The sequence below is a fragment of the Bradyrhizobium sp. Arg816 genome (assembly GCF_029989365.1).
Classification (GTDB): domain Bacteria; phylum Pseudomonadota; class Alphaproteobacteria; order Rhizobiales; family Xanthobacteraceae; genus Bradyrhizobium.
Window position 1 is genome coordinate 195,663 of sequence record NZ_JAPRAQ010000012.1, and the last position, 17,791, is coordinate 213,453.

General features: G+C 64.1%; 17 protein-coding genes. 13 read left to right on the forward strand and 4 right to left on the reverse strand.

Annotated features, from left to right (window positions below; translation table 11 throughout):
• Positions 1–25: 25 nt before the first annotated feature.
• From OWC48_RS27680 to OWC48_RS27690, 3 genes are all read left to right on the forward strand, one after another.
• Positions 26–1,033 carry a TRAP transporter substrate-binding protein gene (locus OWC48_RS27680; protein ID WP_282522810.1) on the forward strand — a complete coding sequence of 336 codons (1,008 nt, stop codon included), beginning with the start codon at positions 26–28 and terminating at the stop codon, positions 1,031–1,033.
• Between the two features lie 191 nt (positions 1,034–1,224).
• Complete coding sequence (locus OWC48_RS27685) at positions 1,225–1,803, forward strand: TRAP transporter small permease (protein ID WP_282522811.1); 579 nt, start codon at positions 1,225–1,227, stop codon at positions 1,801–1,803.
• Positions 1,800–3,140, forward strand: a complete 1,341-nt coding sequence (locus tag OWC48_RS27690) for a TRAP transporter large permease (protein WP_166099373.1) — start codon at positions 1,800–1,802, stop codon at positions 3,138–3,140. The genes OWC48_RS27685 and OWC48_RS27690 overlap by 4 nt, the downstream gene beginning before the upstream one ends.
• Here the strand turns inward: OWC48_RS27690 and OWC48_RS27695 are convergent.
• Both OWC48_RS27695 and OWC48_RS27700 read right to left on the reverse strand, forming a co-directional pair.
• Complete coding sequence (locus OWC48_RS27695; RefSeq protein WP_282522812.1) at positions 3,133–3,714, reverse strand: histidine phosphatase family protein; 582 nt, start codon at positions 3,712–3,714, stop codon at positions 3,133–3,135. The genes OWC48_RS27690 and OWC48_RS27695 overlap by 8 nt on opposite strands.
• On the reverse strand, positions 3,711–4,505 hold the full coding sequence (locus OWC48_RS27700) for an enoyl-CoA hydratase/isomerase family protein (RefSeq protein WP_282522813.1): 795 nt from the start codon (positions 4,503–4,505) through the stop codon (positions 3,711–3,713). The genes OWC48_RS27695 and OWC48_RS27700 overlap by 4 nt, the downstream gene beginning before the upstream one ends.
• Before the next feature lie 243 nt (positions 4,506–4,748).
• Between OWC48_RS27700 and OWC48_RS27705 the strand changes: the two genes are divergently transcribed.
• The gene (locus tag OWC48_RS27705; RefSeq protein WP_282522814.1) at positions 4,749–5,969 is read left to right on the forward strand and encodes an NAD(P)/FAD-dependent oxidoreductase; all 1,221 of its coding nucleotides are present in this window, start codon (positions 4,749–4,751) and stop codon (positions 5,967–5,969) included.
• Here the strand turns inward: OWC48_RS27705 and OWC48_RS27710 are convergent, their stop codons facing one another.
• Positions 5,970–6,884 (reverse strand): ribokinase, encoded by a 915-nt coding sequence (locus OWC48_RS27710; RefSeq protein ID WP_282522815.1) that lies wholly within the window; start codon positions 6,882–6,884, stop codon positions 5,970–5,972. It abuts the gene before it with no gap.
• Between the two features lie 17 nt (positions 6,885–6,901).
• Positions 6,902–7,795, reverse strand: coding sequence for a sugar kinase (locus tag OWC48_RS27715; RefSeq protein ID WP_014496984.1), 894 nt, complete (start codon positions 7,793–7,795; stop codon positions 6,902–6,904).
• Between the two features lie 208 nt (positions 7,796–8,003).
• Between OWC48_RS27715 and OWC48_RS27720 the strand changes: the two genes are divergently transcribed.
• From OWC48_RS27720 to OWC48_RS27760, 9 genes are all read left to right on the forward strand, one after another.
• Positions 8,004–8,852: a VOC family protein gene (locus tag OWC48_RS27720; protein WP_282522843.1), complete on the forward strand. Its 849-nt coding sequence runs from the start codon at positions 8,004–8,006 to the stop codon at positions 8,850–8,852.
• 223 nt (positions 8,853–9,075) lie between these two features.
• A complete protein-coding gene (locus OWC48_RS27725) occupies positions 9,076–9,783 on the forward strand; it encodes a TetR/AcrR family transcriptional regulator (protein ID WP_014496982.1) in 708 nt (235 codons plus the stop codon).
• A gap of 320 nt (positions 9,784–10,103) precedes the next feature.
• The gene (locus OWC48_RS27730) at positions 10,104–10,913 is read left to right on the forward strand and encodes an ABC transporter permease (protein ID WP_282522816.1); all 810 of its coding nucleotides are present in this window, start codon (positions 10,104–10,106) and stop codon (positions 10,911–10,913) included.
• Between the two features lie 56 nt (positions 10,914–10,969).
• The gene (locus OWC48_RS27735; protein ID WP_282522817.1) at positions 10,970–11,962 is read left to right on the forward strand and encodes an ABC transporter substrate-binding protein; all 993 of its coding nucleotides are present in this window, start codon (positions 10,970–10,972) and stop codon (positions 11,960–11,962) included.
• The gene (locus tag OWC48_RS27740; protein WP_282522818.1) at positions 11,959–12,807 is read left to right on the forward strand and encodes an ABC transporter ATP-binding protein; all 849 of its coding nucleotides are present in this window, start codon (positions 11,959–11,961) and stop codon (positions 12,805–12,807) included. Before OWC48_RS27735 ends, OWC48_RS27740 begins: the two co-directional genes overlap by 4 nt.
• Positions 12,808–12,812: 5 nt before the next feature.
• Positions 12,813–14,219, forward strand: coding sequence for a hypothetical protein (locus OWC48_RS27745; RefSeq protein WP_282522819.1), 1,407 nt, complete (start codon positions 12,813–12,815; stop codon positions 14,217–14,219).
• Positions 14,216–15,367, forward strand: a complete 1,152-nt coding sequence (locus OWC48_RS27750) for a Gfo/Idh/MocA family protein (protein WP_282522820.1) — start codon at positions 14,216–14,218, stop codon at positions 15,365–15,367. The genes OWC48_RS27745 and OWC48_RS27750 overlap by 4 nt, the downstream gene beginning before the upstream one ends.
• Before the next feature lie 132 nt (positions 15,368–15,499).
• Positions 15,500–16,690 carry a dihydrodipicolinate synthase family protein gene (locus OWC48_RS27755; RefSeq protein ID WP_282522821.1) on the forward strand — a complete coding sequence of 397 codons (1,191 nt, stop codon included), beginning with the start codon at positions 15,500–15,502 and terminating at the stop codon, positions 16,688–16,690.
• Positions 16,690–17,553 (forward strand): sugar phosphate isomerase/epimerase, encoded by an 864-nt coding sequence (locus OWC48_RS27760; RefSeq protein WP_282522822.1) that lies wholly within the window; start codon positions 16,690–16,692, stop codon positions 17,551–17,553. The genes OWC48_RS27755 and OWC48_RS27760 overlap by 1 nt, the downstream gene beginning before the upstream one ends.
• Positions 17,554–17,791: the final 238 nt, after the last annotated feature.

Sequence of the window (17,791 nt, forward strand, 5' to 3'; positions counted from 1 at the left end):
GCGGGCGATAAAACAGGGGGAAACGATGATTGCACGATCCATGCCAAGATTCTTACATGGGTTGGTGGCCATGGCCGCCGTACTCTTCGTCACCGGGGCCGGGGCACAGGAGGTGAAGCATTACCGCTTTGCCTATGATCAGCCGCGCAACACCGGCTATTCCATCGCGGGCGACCTCTTTGCCGACAAGCTCAAGGAATTGAGCAAGGGCACCATGATCATCGACCAGTATCCGGGTGCGCAGCTCGGGCAGGAGCCGCAGGTGCTCCAGCTCGTGAAGGCCGGCGACATCGAATTCGCGATCATCTCCTCGGCCAACACCGCGACGATCTCGCCGCAGGCCGGCGTGATGTCGCTGCACTATCTGTTCCGCGACGAGAACCACGTGATCAAGGGGCTGGCCGATCCCCGCGTGTTCGAAGCGCTCAAGACCCTGATCGACGAGACCACGCAGGGCCTGCACGTGATTGCGACCGGTTCGCAGGGTGTGCGCCACATGTACTCCAAGAAGGAGATCCACAATGTCGGCGACATCAAGGGGCTGAAGATCCGCGTCCAGGCGACCGCGACCGAGGACACCATGTTCCCGGCCTACGGCGCCCAGACCGTGCACATGCCGTTCGGCAGCGTCTACACGAGCTTGCAAACCGGCGTCGTCGACGTCGCCGAGAACAGCATCAACGTCTACCTCGTCAACAAACACTACGAGGTCGCCCCGGTCCTCAATATCACCGAGCACGAGGCCAACAACGCGCTGGTGTTCGTCTCCGACAAGCTCTGGCAGAGCCTGTCGGCCGAGCAGAAGCAGTGGGTGCAGACCGCGGCCAACGAGGTCAGCACGAAAGAGCCCGCGAAAGCGTTCGACCTCGAGCGCACCGCGGCCGACAAGCTGAAGAAGATGGGCGTGAAGGTCGTCGACAACGTCGACAAGAAGAGTTTTACGGTGATCGCCGATCCCTATCTCGATAAGCTCGCCAAGGAGCTCGGCCCGCATGCCGAGAAGATCAAGAACTTGATCCGGTCGGTCAACTAGGTCGCCCGCGGCCATCCTTCGAGACGCCCGCCTACGGCGGGCCCTCAGGATGAGGTCTCGTTTGCGGCGAGATTTTAGACCCTCATGGTGAGGAGCCCGCCAAAGCGGGCGTCTCGAACCATGCAGGCCGAGCACGATCGGCAGCTTCCCAGCTGTCACACGCGATAGCTCCGGGACGACAGGGGACGTAAATGGCCATCGCCGACAAACTTCTGGTGCAACGGCAACGCCACCTGAAATGGCGCTGGCTCGACTGGCTCGAGCTCGCGCTGATGATCCTCTGCGGCGTGCTCTGCTTAGGCTTCTCGCTGTCGGTCACCGCCGACATCGTCACACGCACCGTCGGCCACCCCTGGCTGTGGCTTCAGGAAGTCACATCGACGCTGTTCATCTATGCGATCTTCGTCGGCACCGCGGTCGCGACCCGGCGCAACGATCACCTCTATCTCACGGCGATCTCCGAAGCGATGCACGGCACGGCGCGGCTGATCGTCGAAGTGATCATTCGACTCGTCGTGCTCGGTGTCGCATTCTGCCTGATCTGGTACGGCTATCAGAACTATCTCCGCGGTTTCGGCAGTTTCCGCCTGCCGTCGGGCACCCCGATCGCCTCGCTCTATGCGATCATCCCGCTGTCCGGCGTGCTGATCGGCCTGTTCACCATCGAGCAGCTCGTCAACGGCTTGCGCAACGGCTTTGACCATCGCGAGCCGCCCGAAGAGGACGGAGCGCCCGTCATCACGGACGTGCAGATGAGGGCGCAGCCGTGAGCGCACCCGTTGTCCTGGCGTTGATGTCGATCTGCTTCCTGTCGTTCGGCTATCTCGGCGTGCCCGTGCCGTTCTCGCTGATGGCCGGCGTGTTCATTGGTGCGCTCCTCTCCGATGTCTCGCTGGCCGCGATCATCCAGAAGATATTTGACGGCGTGGACTCCGAGGCGTTGCTGGCGATCCCGTTCTTTCTGCTGGTCGGCGAGCTCATGAGCTCGGCCAACGTGGTGGTACGAATAGCCAATTTGTCGGTATCGCTGGTCGGACACATCAGGGGCGGGCTGTCGCAGGTCGTCGTTGTCTTCAGCATGTTCTTCTCGGAAATGTCGGGCTCGACCACCGCCGACGTTGCCGTGATGAGCCGTGCGCTGGGCGGCCCGATGAAGCGCGAGGGCTACGAGCCCGCCTTCATTGCGGCGATCATCGCGTCCGCCTCGACCATCGCTGCGCTGGTGCCGCCGAGCATCACGGCGGTGGTCTATGGCGCGGTCGGCAACGTCTCGATCGCCGGCCTGTTCATGGCGGGCGTGGTGCCCGGGCTGATGATCGGCTTCGGGTTGATGATCTATTGCTACTTCTTCGGCCCTTCCGGCCTGCGCAAGCCGCGCGCGCCGCTGCGGCAGGTGGTGTTCGCCGCGGGTGACGCTGCCCTTCCGCTGATGATCCCTGTCATTTTGCTCGGCGGCATCCTCACCGGCTGGTTCACGCCGACGGAAGCCGGCGTCGTTGCGGTGGTGTGGATTGTCGTCGTCGTGATCCCCGCGCTGAACCGCGGGCATATCAAAAAGATCCCATACGATTTCTGCCTTGCAGGCCTGATCTTCTCGCTGCCGCTGATCACGATCGGCGCCGCCAATGCCTTCGGCTGGATGCTCGCTTACTTACGCGGTGCGAGCTACATCGCCGACATGATCACCTCGATCGCCGGCAACGATCCGCATCTGATCATGCTGCTGATGGTGCTGCTCTTCACCGTGGTCGGCGACTTCATCGAGCCGGTGCCGACCATCATCATCTTCATGCCGCTGGTCAACGCGCTGACCGAGGCCGGCGACATCAACGCCGTGCACATGGGCGTGGTGCTGATCGCCACGCTCGCCTTTGGCCTGATCACGCCGCCATACGGCCTGGTGCTGCTGATGGCCTCGAAATTCGTCGGCATCAGTTTTGCCAAGGCCTTACGCGCCGCCCTGCCGATCTATGTGGTGTTCCTGGCCACGATCGCGTTCGCGATCTACTTCCCGAGCGTGGTGCTGTGGCTGCCACAGAAAGTGCTGCCGGAATCGGTCGGCTGCTTCAAGTCGCCGGCAGGGACGGGCTACATCTGTCCTAAGTGACGAGCTGCTCGACGCGCCATTGCTCGCCTTCGCGCAGGTAGCGAAACGGCGTGCCGTGGCTGTTCTTGAAATAGCTGCCGCACAGCGATTTCGCCATTCCCTGCATCACCGCGTCGTGGCAGACGAACAGGAAGTCATCGTCAGGATGACGGTCGAGCCATGCGGCGACGCAAGCCAGCGACCGATCGGTCATGGCGTCCCAGTTTTCGCCGTCGGCGGGCAGGATCGAGACGAGGCCCGTCGCGGAGTTGACACCGTGCTTGATCATGAGGTCGCGGACAGGGAGGCCCTCAAAGCTTCCGAAATCGAACTCGATGATGCCGTCGTCGATCGAGAGCGGCACCGAGATGGCGTCTGCGATGATCTCGGCCGTCCGTGCCGCGCGCACCAGCGGGCTCGCGACGATTCGGCTGATGCCGATACCGCGCAACATGTCCGCGGCCTCGTGCGCCTGCGCAAGGCCGTCCGCGTTCAGCGGGTTGTTGGTTCGTCCCTGAAACAGCCCCTGCCTATTCCAGTCGGTCGCGCCGTGGCGCAGGCCGCAGAACGAGCGCGTCGGTGCCGGCGCGCTCACTTGCCCTTGCTCGTGAACTTCTTCACGGCCACGCGGAAATCCTCCGTGTTCATCGCCATGATGATCTTGTGCTCCTCGGCGTCGAGCTGCTGCTTCACCGGCGTGGTCGCGGCCTGGTAGACCAGCGACTTGGTGCCGGCGATCGCTGCCGGCGGGTTCTGCGCCAGGCGCTCGGCGAGTTTTCGCGTGGCCGCCTTCAACTCCGCGGCGGGGACGACCTTCGCAACCAGGCCCCATTCATAGGCCTGCTGCGCGGTAAAATTGTCCTCCGACAGGAAGATCTGGAGCGCGCGGCGGGAGCCGGCCGTGCCGACGATCCCGACCGTTGAGCCGCCGTCCGGCGACACCCCGATCTTGGCATAGGCCGGCGTGAACTTGGCATCCTCCGCGGCGATGCAGAGATCGGTGACGAAGGCGAGGCCCATGCCGGCGCCGGCCGCCGAGCCGTGCACGCTGGACAGCGAAATCTTCGGCATGCGCCGGATCATCTCGATGAAGGCGTGATAGTGCTTCAGCAGCTCGCCGACGACCGGCGTGACCGTGCCGGTTTCGGCCGCAGCGCCGATGGTCTGCAGATCGCCGCCGGCCGAGAAGGCGCGTCCTTCTCCTTCGAGCACGACGACTCTGATGTCGTCGGCGCCTTCGAGATAGGCCGCGAGCTGTTCGAGCTTCTGCGCGATTGCAAGGTTGACCGAGTTGAACGCGGCGGGGCGGTTGAGCGTGATGGTTGCGATCGGGCCGTCGATCCGCAGCAGGGCGGGATCATCGGGTTTGGAGACGGGAGCTGGCATCTGGAATATCCCCGGCATGAGGTCGTTGCTGCAACTAAATCGCAGAAGGTCGGGGGTGACAATCCCCGGCCGCCAGTGCCCCGCATGCCGCTCTTGCGCAGGACGGAATGATGGGCTCAAATGGGGCCGCCTTCGTTTAGGAACGGACACGAGCGCCGGCTCCTCCTGGGCAAGCCAAGCCAATATCAGCGAGAAAGGAGACGACATGGGTGACGCTCGTGTCTCCGGAAATGGGCTGTTGCAATGACTGACGGTCCGGTGATCATTGTCGGTGCCGGCCATGGCGGTTATCAGGTCGCGGCATCCCTGCGTCAGGCGGGCTTTTCCGATCGCGTCTGCCTGATCAACGACGAGGCGCATCTGCCCTATCAGCGGCCGCCGCTGTCCAAGGCCTATATCAAGGGCTCGGCCGGGCCGGAGAGCCTGATGTTCCGGCCGGAGAAATTCTACCAGGATCAGAAGATCGAGCTGATCGCGGGCCGCGCGGTGTCGATCGATCGCGCCGACCACAAGGTGCATCTCGCATCCGGCGAGACGCTGCCTTACGGCCATCTCGTGCTGGCCACGGGCGCGCGCAACCGGCTGCTTGATTTGCCGAATGCAAATTTGCCCGACGTGAAATACTTACGCATCCTCGACGACAGCGAGGCGCTGCGACAGATCATGCCGTCGAAGTCGCGTGTCGTGGTGATCGGCGCCGGCTTCATCGGCCTCGAATTCGCGGCCACCGCGCGGATCAAGGGCCTCGAGGTGGACGTGCTCGAGCTCGCCCCGCGCGTGATGGCGCGCGCGGTGACGGCGGAGGTCTCGGAGTATTTTCAGGCGCGGCATCGCGAGGCCGGCATCCGCATTCACCTCGGTGTGCAGGCAACCTCGATCGAGGCTGAGGGCGGCAAGGTCACCGGCGTTTCCTTGAGCGACGGAAGACATCTGCCGGCAGACCTCGTCGTGGTCGGTGTCGGCGTGCTGCCGAACATCGAGCTTGCGGCGGAGGCGGGGCTTCCCGTCGCCGCCGGCATCATCGTCGACGAATATCTCTCGACGTCCGATCCTGACATCTCCGCGGTCGGCGACTGCGCGCTGTTCGCCAGTCCGCGCTTTGGTGGCTCGCAGCGGCTGGAATCGGTGCAGAACGCCACCGATCAGGCCCGCTGCCTCGCGGCGCGGCTGACCGGCGACCTCAAGGCCTACGCCAGCCATCCCTGGTTCTGGAGCGACCAGGCCGACGACAAGCTCCAGATGGCGGGGCTGACCACCGGCTACGATCGGGTCGTGCTGCGCGGCGATCCCGCGAAGAAGGCGTTCTCGGCGTTCTGCTACAAGGGCGACAGACTGCTCGGCATCGAGTCGGTCAACCGTGCCGGCGACCACATGTTCGGCCGCCGCCTGTTCGGACTGGAGCGCTCGATCACGCCGGAGCAGGCCGCGGATGAAGGCTTCGACCTGAAGAGCGCGCTCGCCTGATCAGCCGGCCTTGACGACCGCGGCGACTTCCGCGGCCGTCGGCATCGACGGCCCGGCGCCCATCCGCTGCACGCTGATCGAGGCGGCCGCGTTGGCGAAAGCGAGCGCGGTACGCAGGGACACGCCCTCCGCCAGCTGCGCCGCGAGTGCGCCGACGAAGCAATCGCCGGCGCCTGTCGTGTCGACCGCCTTCACCGCGCGGCCGGGCACCGCGAATTCCTCGCCGCCGGCGAGCGCGAGCACGCCCCGCTTGCCGAGCGTCACGCAGATGGTCTGGTCCGCGCGCGCCTGAAGTTGCCGCGCGACGTCGATGATCCTTGCGGCCTCGTCGCCGTCGGAGAGCTCCACACCCGCGAGGAAGCCGAGCTCGGTCTCGTTCAGCACGAGGATATCGACGAGCGCCAGCAGTTCGGCGGACATCTTTTGCGCGGGTGCCGGGTTGAGCAGCGTCGTGGCGCCGGCGCTACGGGCGCGTTGGAAGAAGGCGGCAATCGTCGGCAGCGGAATCTCGAACTGGCTGACGGCCACATCGCCTGTCGCCAGCGGAACGTCCGCGACATCGTCGGCGCCGACCAGCGCGTTGCTGCCGGGGATGACGACGATGGTGTTGTCGGAGGCCGCGACGGTGATGATCGCGGTGCCGCTATGCGTGTCGGCGTCCCGAACAGAGCCGAGGTCGATGCCCTGCGCACCGAGGAACGTCCGCAACTCAGCGCCAAATGAATCCTTGCCCAGCCGGCCGATCAGCGTGGTCTTCGTACCGAGCCGTGACGCCGCGACGGCCTGGTTCGCGCCCTTGCCGCCGGGAAAATACAGCACCTGCCGGCCGGCGACGGTCTCGCCGACTTTTGGGTGACGATCGGCGGTCGCCACCACATCCATGTTGATGCTGCCGGCGATAAAGACGCGCCCCATAACAACCTCTTCGAAGTCTAGACCCTGACTTCGAACTCGTGCCTGACTTTGGCAATGTCCACAAGGGTCGGTAGCCCGGCCTCGTTGCCGAGCCGCTGGATCTTGAAGGTCGAGGCGGCGCGGGCAAAATCAAAATGCTCGCGCCAGCTTTTGCCGGGGTGGGCGAGGTAGGAATAGACATAGGCGCCGTGGAAGACGTCGCCGGCGCCGTTGGTGTCGATCACGCGCTCGCGCGGGATCGGCATCGCCGGCATGACCTCGACCGCACCCGTTTCATTGTACCAGAGCAGGCCCTTCTCACCCATGGTGACGCCGCCGATCTTGCAGCCGCGGCTTTTGAGGTAGTCGAGCATCTTCTCGGGCGTCAGGTCCATCTGCTCGCACAGGCGTTCGGCGACGATGGCGACGTCGATGAATGCGAGCAGCTCATGCGTGTTGGTGCGCAGGCCGCCGCCGTCGAGCGAGGTCAGGATTCCGGCCTCGCGGCAGACCTTTGCATAGTGGATCGCGGCATCGGGCTGATGGCCGTCGATGTGCAGGGCGCGGCAGCCGCCGAGATTGAGCATCGGGAACGGATGGATGTGCTCGTCGTCGCGGCAGCGGACGATGGCGCGCTTGCCGTCCTTGGGCATGATGAAGGACAGCGAGGACTGGTTCACCTTCCGCCCGTGCAGCGAGATCGCGTATTTCGCGCACATGTCCTGGAACATCCGCCCCAGCCAGTCATTGGCCGCCGTGGCGATGAGATCGGGCACGATGCCGAGCTTGGCGCAGCAGAACGCCGCCGTGACCGCGTTGCCGCCGAAGGAGACCGCGTAATCGGTTGCCACGTGCTTTTCGTCGCCGGTCGGCATGTGGTCGGTGATGAAGACGACGTCGATATAGGTCTGACCGATAAAGAGAGCCTGCATTGGTTGTCCGTGATGCGCTGGGTGGTCCCGGCCGGCGGGCTTACTCTAACACCGGTTCCGCTCTAGGGACGCTGAAATTATTCGCAAATCTGCCGCCCGAGCGCTTGAGGTCGGCATGGGGCCGGAATACGACCATCACCGGTCCATGCCAAGCCCGGACAAACGCCGTCCTTCGGAATATGGTTCCAGGTCGATCAAGGGGGGAATGATGATCACCGGCCTCGATCACGTCGTCGCCCTGGTGAGGGATATCGGTGCGGCCAAGGCGGCGTATCAGACGCTGCTCGGGCGCGCGCCGGCTTGGCAGAATTCCGGCGAGGGCGCCGACCGCGTGCTGTTCACGCTTGCGAACATGACGATCGAGCTGATGGCGCCGAGCGGCTTTAACGTCGCGGCGGACCGGATCCGCGCGCTGCTCGACGACCGCGAGGGCGTGCTCGCCAGCCTGTGCTTTCGTGTCGCAGACATGGGCAAGATGCGCCGGCGGCTGGAGCGGGTGGCCTTGAGGCCTGATCCGGTCGCCGAGGTCGAAAGCAACGACGTCGAGAGCGGCGCAGTCCTGCACTGGAAACGCACGCGTGCCGCAACCGAATTGACGCGCGGCGTGCGCATGTTCTTCCTCGAGCTCGCCGAGGAGCGGCCGCTGTCGGCTGCGACCGACCTCGCGCCGATCGATGGGCTCGACCATGTCGTGATCACCACCGAGGAGTCCGACCGCGCCGCTGCGCTCTATGGCGCGCGGCTCGGCCTTGAGCTCGCACTGGACCGCTCGCACCAGGATTGGGGCCAGCTGATGTTCTTCCGCTGCGGCGACCTCATCGTCGAACTGGTGCGCCGCCCCGTGGCCGGTGGGGATTCCCTGCATGACCGTCTCTGGGGCCTGAGCTGGCGGGTCGCCGACATCGACGCCACGCGCGCCCGCCTGATCGCCGCCGGCCTCGACGTCACCGAGGTGCGCAACGGCCGCAAGCCGGGCACGCGGATCATGACGGTGCGAAACGGGACCTGCGGGATCCAGACGGTGCTGCTGGAACGCTCGCCGAAGCCGGTGGAGTAAGGGGCCGTACTCTTCCCGCGTCGTTGTGCGGATGCGACGAAGACTCCCGTAGGGTGGGCAAAGCGGAGCGTGCCCACGTCTTTGCCCAATTGATGAGAAGACGTGGGCACGGCGCAAATGCGCCTTTGCCCACCCTACGAAGCTGCGTCCGGGGCACGAGATCGTTCTCAAACGCCCGCCCGCGTGTTACACGCGTCATGACAGCACCCAGCGAGCAACCGGTTTGGCGAAGGCAAAGCGAACTCTGAAATGGCAGCGCGACCCCGAGGGGATGCGGCTGCGCATTCTCGAAGCTGCCAAGCAGGAGTTTTCGGCCCACGGCCTTGCCGGAGCGCGTGTCGACCGCATCGCGGCGAAGGCCGGCGCCAACAAGCGCATGCTCTACTATCACGTCGGCAACAAGGACGAGCTCTATCTCGCGGTGCTCGAAGGCGCCTATGACAAGATCCGCAGCGAAGAGCGGGGGCTGGATCTCGAGCATCTCGATCCACCCGAAGCGATCCGGCGCCTGATCGAGTTCACCTGGAACTACTTCCTGCGCAACCCGGAATTCCTGTCGCTGCTCCAGACCGAGAATCTCGCGCGCGCAAAGCACCTCAAGCGCTCGACCAAGGTCAAGTCGATGCACTCGCCCTTCGTCGAGATGATCCGCACCGTGGTGCTGCGCGGCGTCGACAGCGGCGATTTCCAGGTCGCGGTCGATCCGGTGCAGCTCTATATCTCGATCGCGGGGCTCTGCTTCTTCTATCTCTCCAATTCGGCCACGTTGAGCGTGATCTTCGGCCGCGATCTGCTGGCCAAGGACGCCAAGGACGAGCGGCTTTCGCACATGGTCGGCCTCGTGCTGGCCGCGCTGACGGGGCGATCGACCGCGCTGTTCGAGATCGCCAAGGCGCCGAAGTCGCGCAGCGCGGTGGCGCAGACGGTTTAGCGGCCTAATCCGCGCGTTGGTGGACTAATCGTCCGTCGTTTCCTCAATCTCCGCCGTCATTCCCCGCGAAGGCGGGCAATCCAGTATTCCAGAGACGGTTGAGATTGAACCGAGAAGCCGCGGCGTACTGGATTCCCCGCCTTCGCGGGGAATGACACCGAGGGTGGGGCGGTCTCGTGCCCTGACGTGGCGCAGCAGCGCGTCCGGGACACGAGCGGAGGCCAGGAACCGGCACAAAACGTCACAGGGAAAGCTCTGGACAGTATTTATCCAACGAGTTAATTTCTCCCCCGAACGAAGAAGAATGCCGGGAGTGAGACGTGGCTGAGTTGAAGCCGCAAGGTGCGGTGTCCAAGATGCTGAACGCGGCCTGGGTCCGGCCGTTTTTGTTCCTGGTCTTCATCGTCGTGGCCTGGGACCTCGCAATCCGCCTGTTCAGGATCCCCGCCTATCAGATCCCGGCGCCGGCCGACGTCGTCGCGGTGCTGCGCACCGAATGGCCGGAACTGCTGCGCCAGTCCTGGCCGACCACCTATGCCACCGTCTGCGGCTTCCTGCTGTCGGCGCTGTTCGGCATCCCCGTCGCCATGCTGATCGCGGGCTCGAAGACGGTGGAGAGCTATGTCTATCCGCTGCTGGTGTTCTCGCAATCCGTGCCGAAGATCGCGATCGCGCCGCTGTTCGTGGTGTGGTTTGGCTTCGGGATCATTCCAAAAGTGATTTCGGCGTCCCTGCTCGGCTTCTTCCCCGTGGTCGTTTCCGCCGTGCAGGGCTTCAAGTCCGTCGACCCCGACATGGTCGATCTCGCCCGCGCCATGCAGGGCAGCCGCTTCCGGGTTTTCCTCGCGGTGAACCTGCCGCACGCGCTGCCGGCGATCTTCTCCGGCCTCAAAGTGTCGGTGACGCTCGCCGTGGTCGGCGCCGTCGTCGGCGAGTTCGTCGGCTCCAATTCCGGCATCGGCTACGTGATGCAGCGCTCGATCGGCACGTTCGACCTGCCGACGATGTTCGCAGCGCTGGTGATCCTGGCGCTGCTCGGCGTGATCCTGTTTTGGATCGTGGACCGGATCGAGAAGCTGGTCATTCCCTGGCATGTCAGCCAGCGTGAAGACGTGATTTTCGCCTCGTAACTACAACAACGAACGGCCACCAACGGCCGACGCAACAACGACAAGGGAGAGTGACGATGAAGCGGTGGATAGGAGCTGTCTCGGCTGCGCTGATGGTGTTTGCGGCGATGCCCGCGCAGGCAGCCGACAAGGTCGTGCTGATGCTCAACTGGTACGTCTATGGTGAGCACGCGCCGTTCTATTACGGCAAGGCCAAGGGCATCTATGCCGCCGAAGGCATCGATCTCGAAATCCAGGAAGGCCGCGGATCGGCTGCGACCACGCAGGCTGTCGCCGCCAAGACCGCCGATTTCGGCTATGTCGACGTCCCCACCATGATGCGCGCCGCGATCAAGGGCGCGCCTGTCGTCGCGACCGGCGTGCTGCTGCAGACCAGCCCGATGTCCGCCATGGGTTTTGCCGACAAGAACATCAAAAAGCCCGAGGACATCAAGGGCAAGACGGTGGCGATCACGCCGGCCGACTCCATGACCCAGATCTGGCCGCTGTTCCTGAAAAAGACCGGCCTGAAGGAGAGCGATTTCCAGACGGTCGCCGGCGACGGCCAGACCAAGCTCAACGCCGTCATCAACGGCCAGGCTGATCTGCTGCTCGGCTACGTCATGGACCAGTCGATGAAGATCAAGGACGCCACCGGCAAGGACGTGTTCCCGATCAAGTTCGCCGACTACGGCATCAACATGGTCTCCTCCGGCATCATCGCCAACGCCGACTATGTGAAGGCCAATGCCGATCTCGTCCGCCGCTTCATGTCGGCGACGACCAAGGCGGTCGAAGCCGCCGAGAAGGAGCCGAAGGCCGCCGCGCAATCGATCCTCGATGCCAACCCCAAGGGCGGCAAGATCGATACGCTGACGCAGGGCTTTGAGCTGACCATTCCGCTCTACCGGACCGCGGAGACCAAGAGCAAGCGGCCGTTCCAGGTCACCGACCAGAACATGACGGACTCCGTCAATCTGATGGTCGAATATGGCGGGCTGGATGCCAAGGCCAAGGAGAACCCGAAGGCCTTCTACACCAACGATTATCTGCCGAAGAGCGGATCGTGAAGCAAGCCGCAGCCGTGAGCGAAACCGCGCAGCAGGCCGCGCATCTGAGACTGGTGAGCGACCGGGCTGCCGGCGATGCGTCGGGCATCAAATTGTCCGGCGTGTCGAAAACCTACCGGACGCGCGACGGCGACGTGCCGTCGCTGCGTCCGCTCGATTTCCACATCAACGACGGCGAGTTCTTCGTCGTGGTCGGCCCAAGCGGCTGCGGCAAGTCCACGCTGCTCAAGCTGATCTCGGGATTGCTGCCGCCGACATCAGGCGAGGTCCTGGTCGAGGGCGAGAATGTGACGAAGCCGCACGGCAATGTCGGCATCGTCTTCCAGAACGCGCTGCTGCTGCCCTGGCGCAACATCCTCAACAACGTGATGCTGCCGATCGACATGAAGCGTCTCGCCCGACAACACTATCTCGACCGCGCCAAGGCGCTGCTGAAGCTGGTCGGGCTGGAAGGTTTCGAGAGGAAGCTGCCCTGGCAGCTCTCCGGCGGCATGCAGCAGCGCGCCTCGATCTGTCGTGCGCTGGTGCACGATCCCAAGATCATGCTGATGGACGAGCCGTTCGGCGCGCTCGACGCGCTGACGCGCGAGCGCATGAATGTCGAGCTGATGCGGATTCAGCGCGAGACCAGGAAGACGGTGCTGCTGATCACGCATTCGATTCCGGAAGCCGTTTTCCTCGCCGACCGCGTGCTGGTCATGACCGAGCGGCCCGGCGCGATCGCGGCGATCTACGACGTGCCGCTGCCGCGCCCGCGTTCGCTCGACGTGATGGCGGATCCTGTCTTCACCGAGCTCGTGCAACGCATCCGCAAGCATTTCTTCTCACAGGGTGCACTGGACTGACGATCATGGCGCCGCGCCTGAAGCTGCGAGACATCGCTTTCTTCGAACGTCCCGTGCATTTCGCGCGGCCGTTCCGCTTTGGCGCGATCACGATCAACGCGACGCCGCAGCTGTTCGTGCGGGTCGAGGTCGAGGTCGAGGGCAGGGGCACGGCCGTCGGCGCCAGCGCCGAGTTGCTGGTGCCAAAATGGTTCGACAAGCGGCCGGAGCTGTCGCCGGCACAAACGGTCGATGGCTTGCGACGCTCGCTTGAGATCGCGCGCGGTCTTTACCTGGCGCGGACCGGATTCTTGACGGCGTTCGATCTGCATGCCTCGTGCATCGGTGCGCAGATCGCGACCTGTGCGAACAAGAACATTCCGGCGCTTGCGGCGGCTTATGGCCCGGCCGAAATCGACAAGGCGATCCTCGATGCGCTGCTCCGCGGTGTCGAGACGAACTTCTTTGACGGCATGGGAGGCAACATTGCCGGCATCGATGCGCGGCTCTCGCCTGACCTGAATGATGGGGATATCGCGCGATTTCTCGTTATTGCCAATCAGTACCGGTCTGAACGCGTTGCCGTTCGCCACACTGTCGGCCTCGACGACAAGGTCGAGGGCGATGGCGGCGTAGCCGATCCGAAGGAGAATTCCGGCGCTCGCTATTTCAAGCTGAAGCTCGGCGGCGATCCGGAGGCAGATGCCGCCCGGTTGATCCGTATTGGACGTGAGCTGGCGCCGCTGCCTTTTGATTACAAGGTGACGCTTGACGGCAATGAGCAATATGCGGATTTGACGGCGCTCACGACCCTGGTCAGCCGGCTGGAGCGCGACGACGCCCTGGAACCGATCTTTCGCAAGCTGCTCTATATCGAACAGCCCATGCCGCGCGACGTCACGCGTCAATCGTCGCTCAGTGAAGCCTTGCGTTGGCGCGATTTCATTATCGACGAAGCGGACGATTCCTATGACGCCTGGCCGACCGCTTACAAACTCGGTTACCGCGGCGTCTCGTCGAAGTCCTGCAAAGGCATCTACAAGTCGATCGTAAACTTCACCCGCATCGCCAAGCTGAACGACGAGGGTGCGGAGTGTCTCGTGACGGGCGAAGATCTGACTTGCCAGCCCGGGCTTGCTCTTCAACAGGATCTGGCACTCGGCGCGCTCCTTTGCCTCGAGCATGCCGAGCGCAACGGCCACCACTATGTCGACGGTTTCGGCGAGACGCCGCCCGCTGAAGCGCAGGCTTTCGCGGCCGCGCATCCAGATCTCTATGCCGATGCCGGGCAGGGCATCCGCCTCTCCATTCACAACGGCGATCTCCTGACGGGATCGCTCAAGACAGTGGGCTTTGCGACGTCGGTCCATCCGGACTGGTCGGCGCTCCGCCCGCTCGAACATCCAACTTCACTTCAGGAGCAATTGGCATGACCACCCAACGCCTCGGCCTCATCATGAACGGCGTTACCGGCCGCATGGGTCTCAACCAGCATCTGATCCGCTCGATTGTCGCGATTCGCGAGCAGGGCGGCGTTCGCTTGAGGAACGGCGACCGCGTCATGCCCGATCCGATCCTCGTCGGCCGCAGCGCCGACAAGGTCGAAGCCCTCGCCAAGCGCTACAACATCACGCGCTGGACCACCGACCTCGATGCGGCGCTCGCCGACAAGAACGACACCATGTTCTTCGACGCCGCGACCACGCAGGCGCGGCCGGGCCTTCTGACCCAGGCCATCAATGCCGGCAAGCACGTCTATTGCGAGAAGCCGATCGCGACGAATTTTGAAGAGGCCCTCGAAGTCGTCAAGCTTGCGAACGCCAAGGGCGTCAAGCACGGCACGGTGCAGGACAAGCTGTTCCTGCCGGGCCTGAAGAAGATCGCCTTCCTGCGCGACTCCGGCTTCTTCGGCCGCATCCTCTCGGTGCGCGGCGAATTCGGCTATTGGGTGTTCGAAGGCGGCTGGCAGGAAGCGCAGCGGCCGTCCTGGAACTACCGCGACGAGGACGGCGGCGGCATCATCCTCGACATGGTCTGCCACTGGCGCTACGTGCTCGACAATCTCTTCGGCAACGTCCAGAGCGTGGTCTGCATCGGCAACACCGACATCCCCGAGCGTTTTGACGAGCAGGGCAAGAAGTACAAGGCGACCGCGGACGATTCCGCCTACGCGACCTTCCAGCTCGAAGGCGGCGTCATCGCGCACATCAACATGTCCTGGGTGACGCGCGTCTATCGCGACGACCTCGTCACCTTCCAGGTCGACGGCACGCACGGCTCGGCGGTCGCGGGCCTGTCGGATTGCATGATCCAGACGCGGCAGGCGACGCCCCGGCCGGTGTGGAATCCCGACGAGAAGCGGCTGCACGATTTCTACGGAGACTGGCAGAAGCTGCCTGACAACGTCACCTACGACAACGGCTTTAGGGAGCAATGGGAGATGTTCATCCGCCACGTCTACGAGGACGCGCCCTACAAGTTCACGCTGCTCGAAGGCGTCAAGGGCGTGCAGCTCGCCGAATGCGCGCTGAAGAGCTGGAAGGAGCGGCGCTGGATCGACGTCGCCCCGATCAAGGCCTGAGGTTGATTGGATAAGTCTCAATGTTGAGCCGTCATTGCGAGCGAAGCGAAGCAATCCAGACTGCCTCCGCGGATATACTCTGGATTGCTTCGTCGCTTCGCTCCTCGCAATGACGGAGAGAGGTTCGAAGTCATGAACAAGCCCGTCCAGCCGATGTCGTCGTTGTCCCTGAAACTACCGAAGGCGGATCGTTCGATCGAGACCTACCGGCTCGCGGCCTCGCGAACGTTTCCCACGAAACTCGAGGGACCGCTGAACCGCATCGCCTTCTCGGCGGTGCACACCGTCGTCGATCCCTTTGCGGACAACGATCCCTGGCTCTCCGCTGCTGTCGACTGGGACAAAACCATCGCCTTCCGCGAGCACGTCTGGGACCTCGGCCTCGGCGTCGCCGAAGCCATGGACACCGCGCAACGCGGGATGGGGTTGGACTGGCCGACCTCGCTGGAGCTGATCACGCGTTCGGTCAGCGCCGCCAAGCGGCGCAATGCGCTGGTGTTCTCTGGTGCGGGCACGGACCATCTTGCGGTCGAGGATGCCAAGAGCCTTGACGATGTGATTCGCGCCTATGAGGAGCAGATCTCGGCGGTCGAGAAGGTCGGCGGCCGCATCATCTTGATGGCGTCACGCGCGCTGGCGAAACTCGGCCGCAACGCCGATGACTACGCAAAAGTCTATGACCGCGTGCTGTCGCAGGTCCGTGAGCCCGTGATCATCCACTGGCTCGGCGATATGTTCGATCCGGCGCTGACGGGATATTGGGGCACCAGAGATCTCGACAAGGCGATGGACACAGCGGTGGCCATCATCAACGGCAACGCCGCCAAGGTCGATGGTGTAAAAGTTTCGCTGCTCGACAAGCAACGCGAGATCGACATGCGCAGGCGCCTGGACAAGCGCATCAAGATGTACACCGGCGACGATTTCAACTACGCGGAGCTGATCGCCGGCGACGACCAGGGCTTTTCGCACGCGCTGCTCGGCATCTTCGACGCGATCGCGCCGGCGGCGTCCTACGCGCTGTCGCGGCTCGCGGCAGGCGACGAAGCCGGCTTCCATGACGTGCTGGGTCCGACCGTCCCGCTGTCACGTCATATCTTTAGGGCGCCGACGCGCTTCTACAAGACGGGCGTCGTCTTCATGGCGTATCTCAATGGCCACCAGGATCATTTTACCATGGTCGGGGGACAGGAGAGCGCGCGCTCGATGCTGCATCTGGCCGAGCTGTTCCGGCTTGCCGATCAGGCCGGCCTGCTCGCCAATCCTGAGCTCGCGACGCGGCGGATGAAGACCGTGCTGGCCTCGCGCGGACTGGAAGACTGATGCGCGATTTCTCGTCCGACCATCGCTGGCTGTCGCTGAACACAGCGACGGTCCGCAAGCAGGGTGACCTCGTCGAGATCATCGAGGCCTGTGCAAGGCATGACATCCGCGCCATCGATCCCTGGCGCGACCAGGTCGCTTGCGTCGGTCTCGATCGCGCCGCGCGCGCGGTGCGCGATGCCGGCCTCGAGCTGTCGGGCTATTGCCGCGGCGGCATGTTCACCTCGGACGCATCGCTCCGGGGGGAAGTGCGCGACGACAACCGCCGCTGCGTGGATGAGGCCAAGGCGCTGGGCGCGCCCTGCATCGTTCTCGTCGTCGGCGGCCTGCCGCAATATTCGCGGCCGGGCAGCGGGGCGTCGAAGGATATCGCGCGCGCACGCGGGCAGGTTGAGGAAGCGCTTGCCGAGATGCTCGACTATGCCAAACAGGCAAAGCTGCCGCTGGCGATCGAGCCCTTGCATCCGGCCTATGCAGCCGACCGCGCCTGCGTGAACACCACAAAGCAGGCGCTCGACATTTGCGACCGGCTCGACCCTGATCGTACCGGCATCCTCGGCGTCGCGCTCGACGTCTATCACATCTGGTGGGATCCGGAGCTGATGGGACAGATCGCGCGCGCCGGCAAGGATCGCCTGCTCGCCTTCCATGTCTGCGACTGGCTGGTGCCGACCAACGACATCCTCAATGACCGCGGCATGATGGGCGACGGCGTCATCGACATCAAATCGGCGCGCGCTGCGGTCGAGGCGCAGGGGTTTGCCGGCTATTCGGAGATCGAGATCTTCTCCAACGACTGGTGGAGCAAGCCGATGGACGAGGTGCTGAGCACGTGCATTACGCGGCACAAGAGGGTGGTGTAGCTCCCACGCGCGCTGTCCTCACGGGCGTGCGACTTGTTGCAGCGCGTTGAAGCGCGCCTTCCGCTTGACGGCACCGAAGCGGCGGGCTCGAGCGATTCAGCGAGCCGGTTGGAGTACCACCAACGAGAGGTGGACAGCCGTCAGCTTTCAGGCAGAATGATATCATCCCGATGCCGCAGCCTCGCCACGGTCTGCGCCAGATCGGATGCGGTAATCAGTGGCATCAACGGTCGGCAGG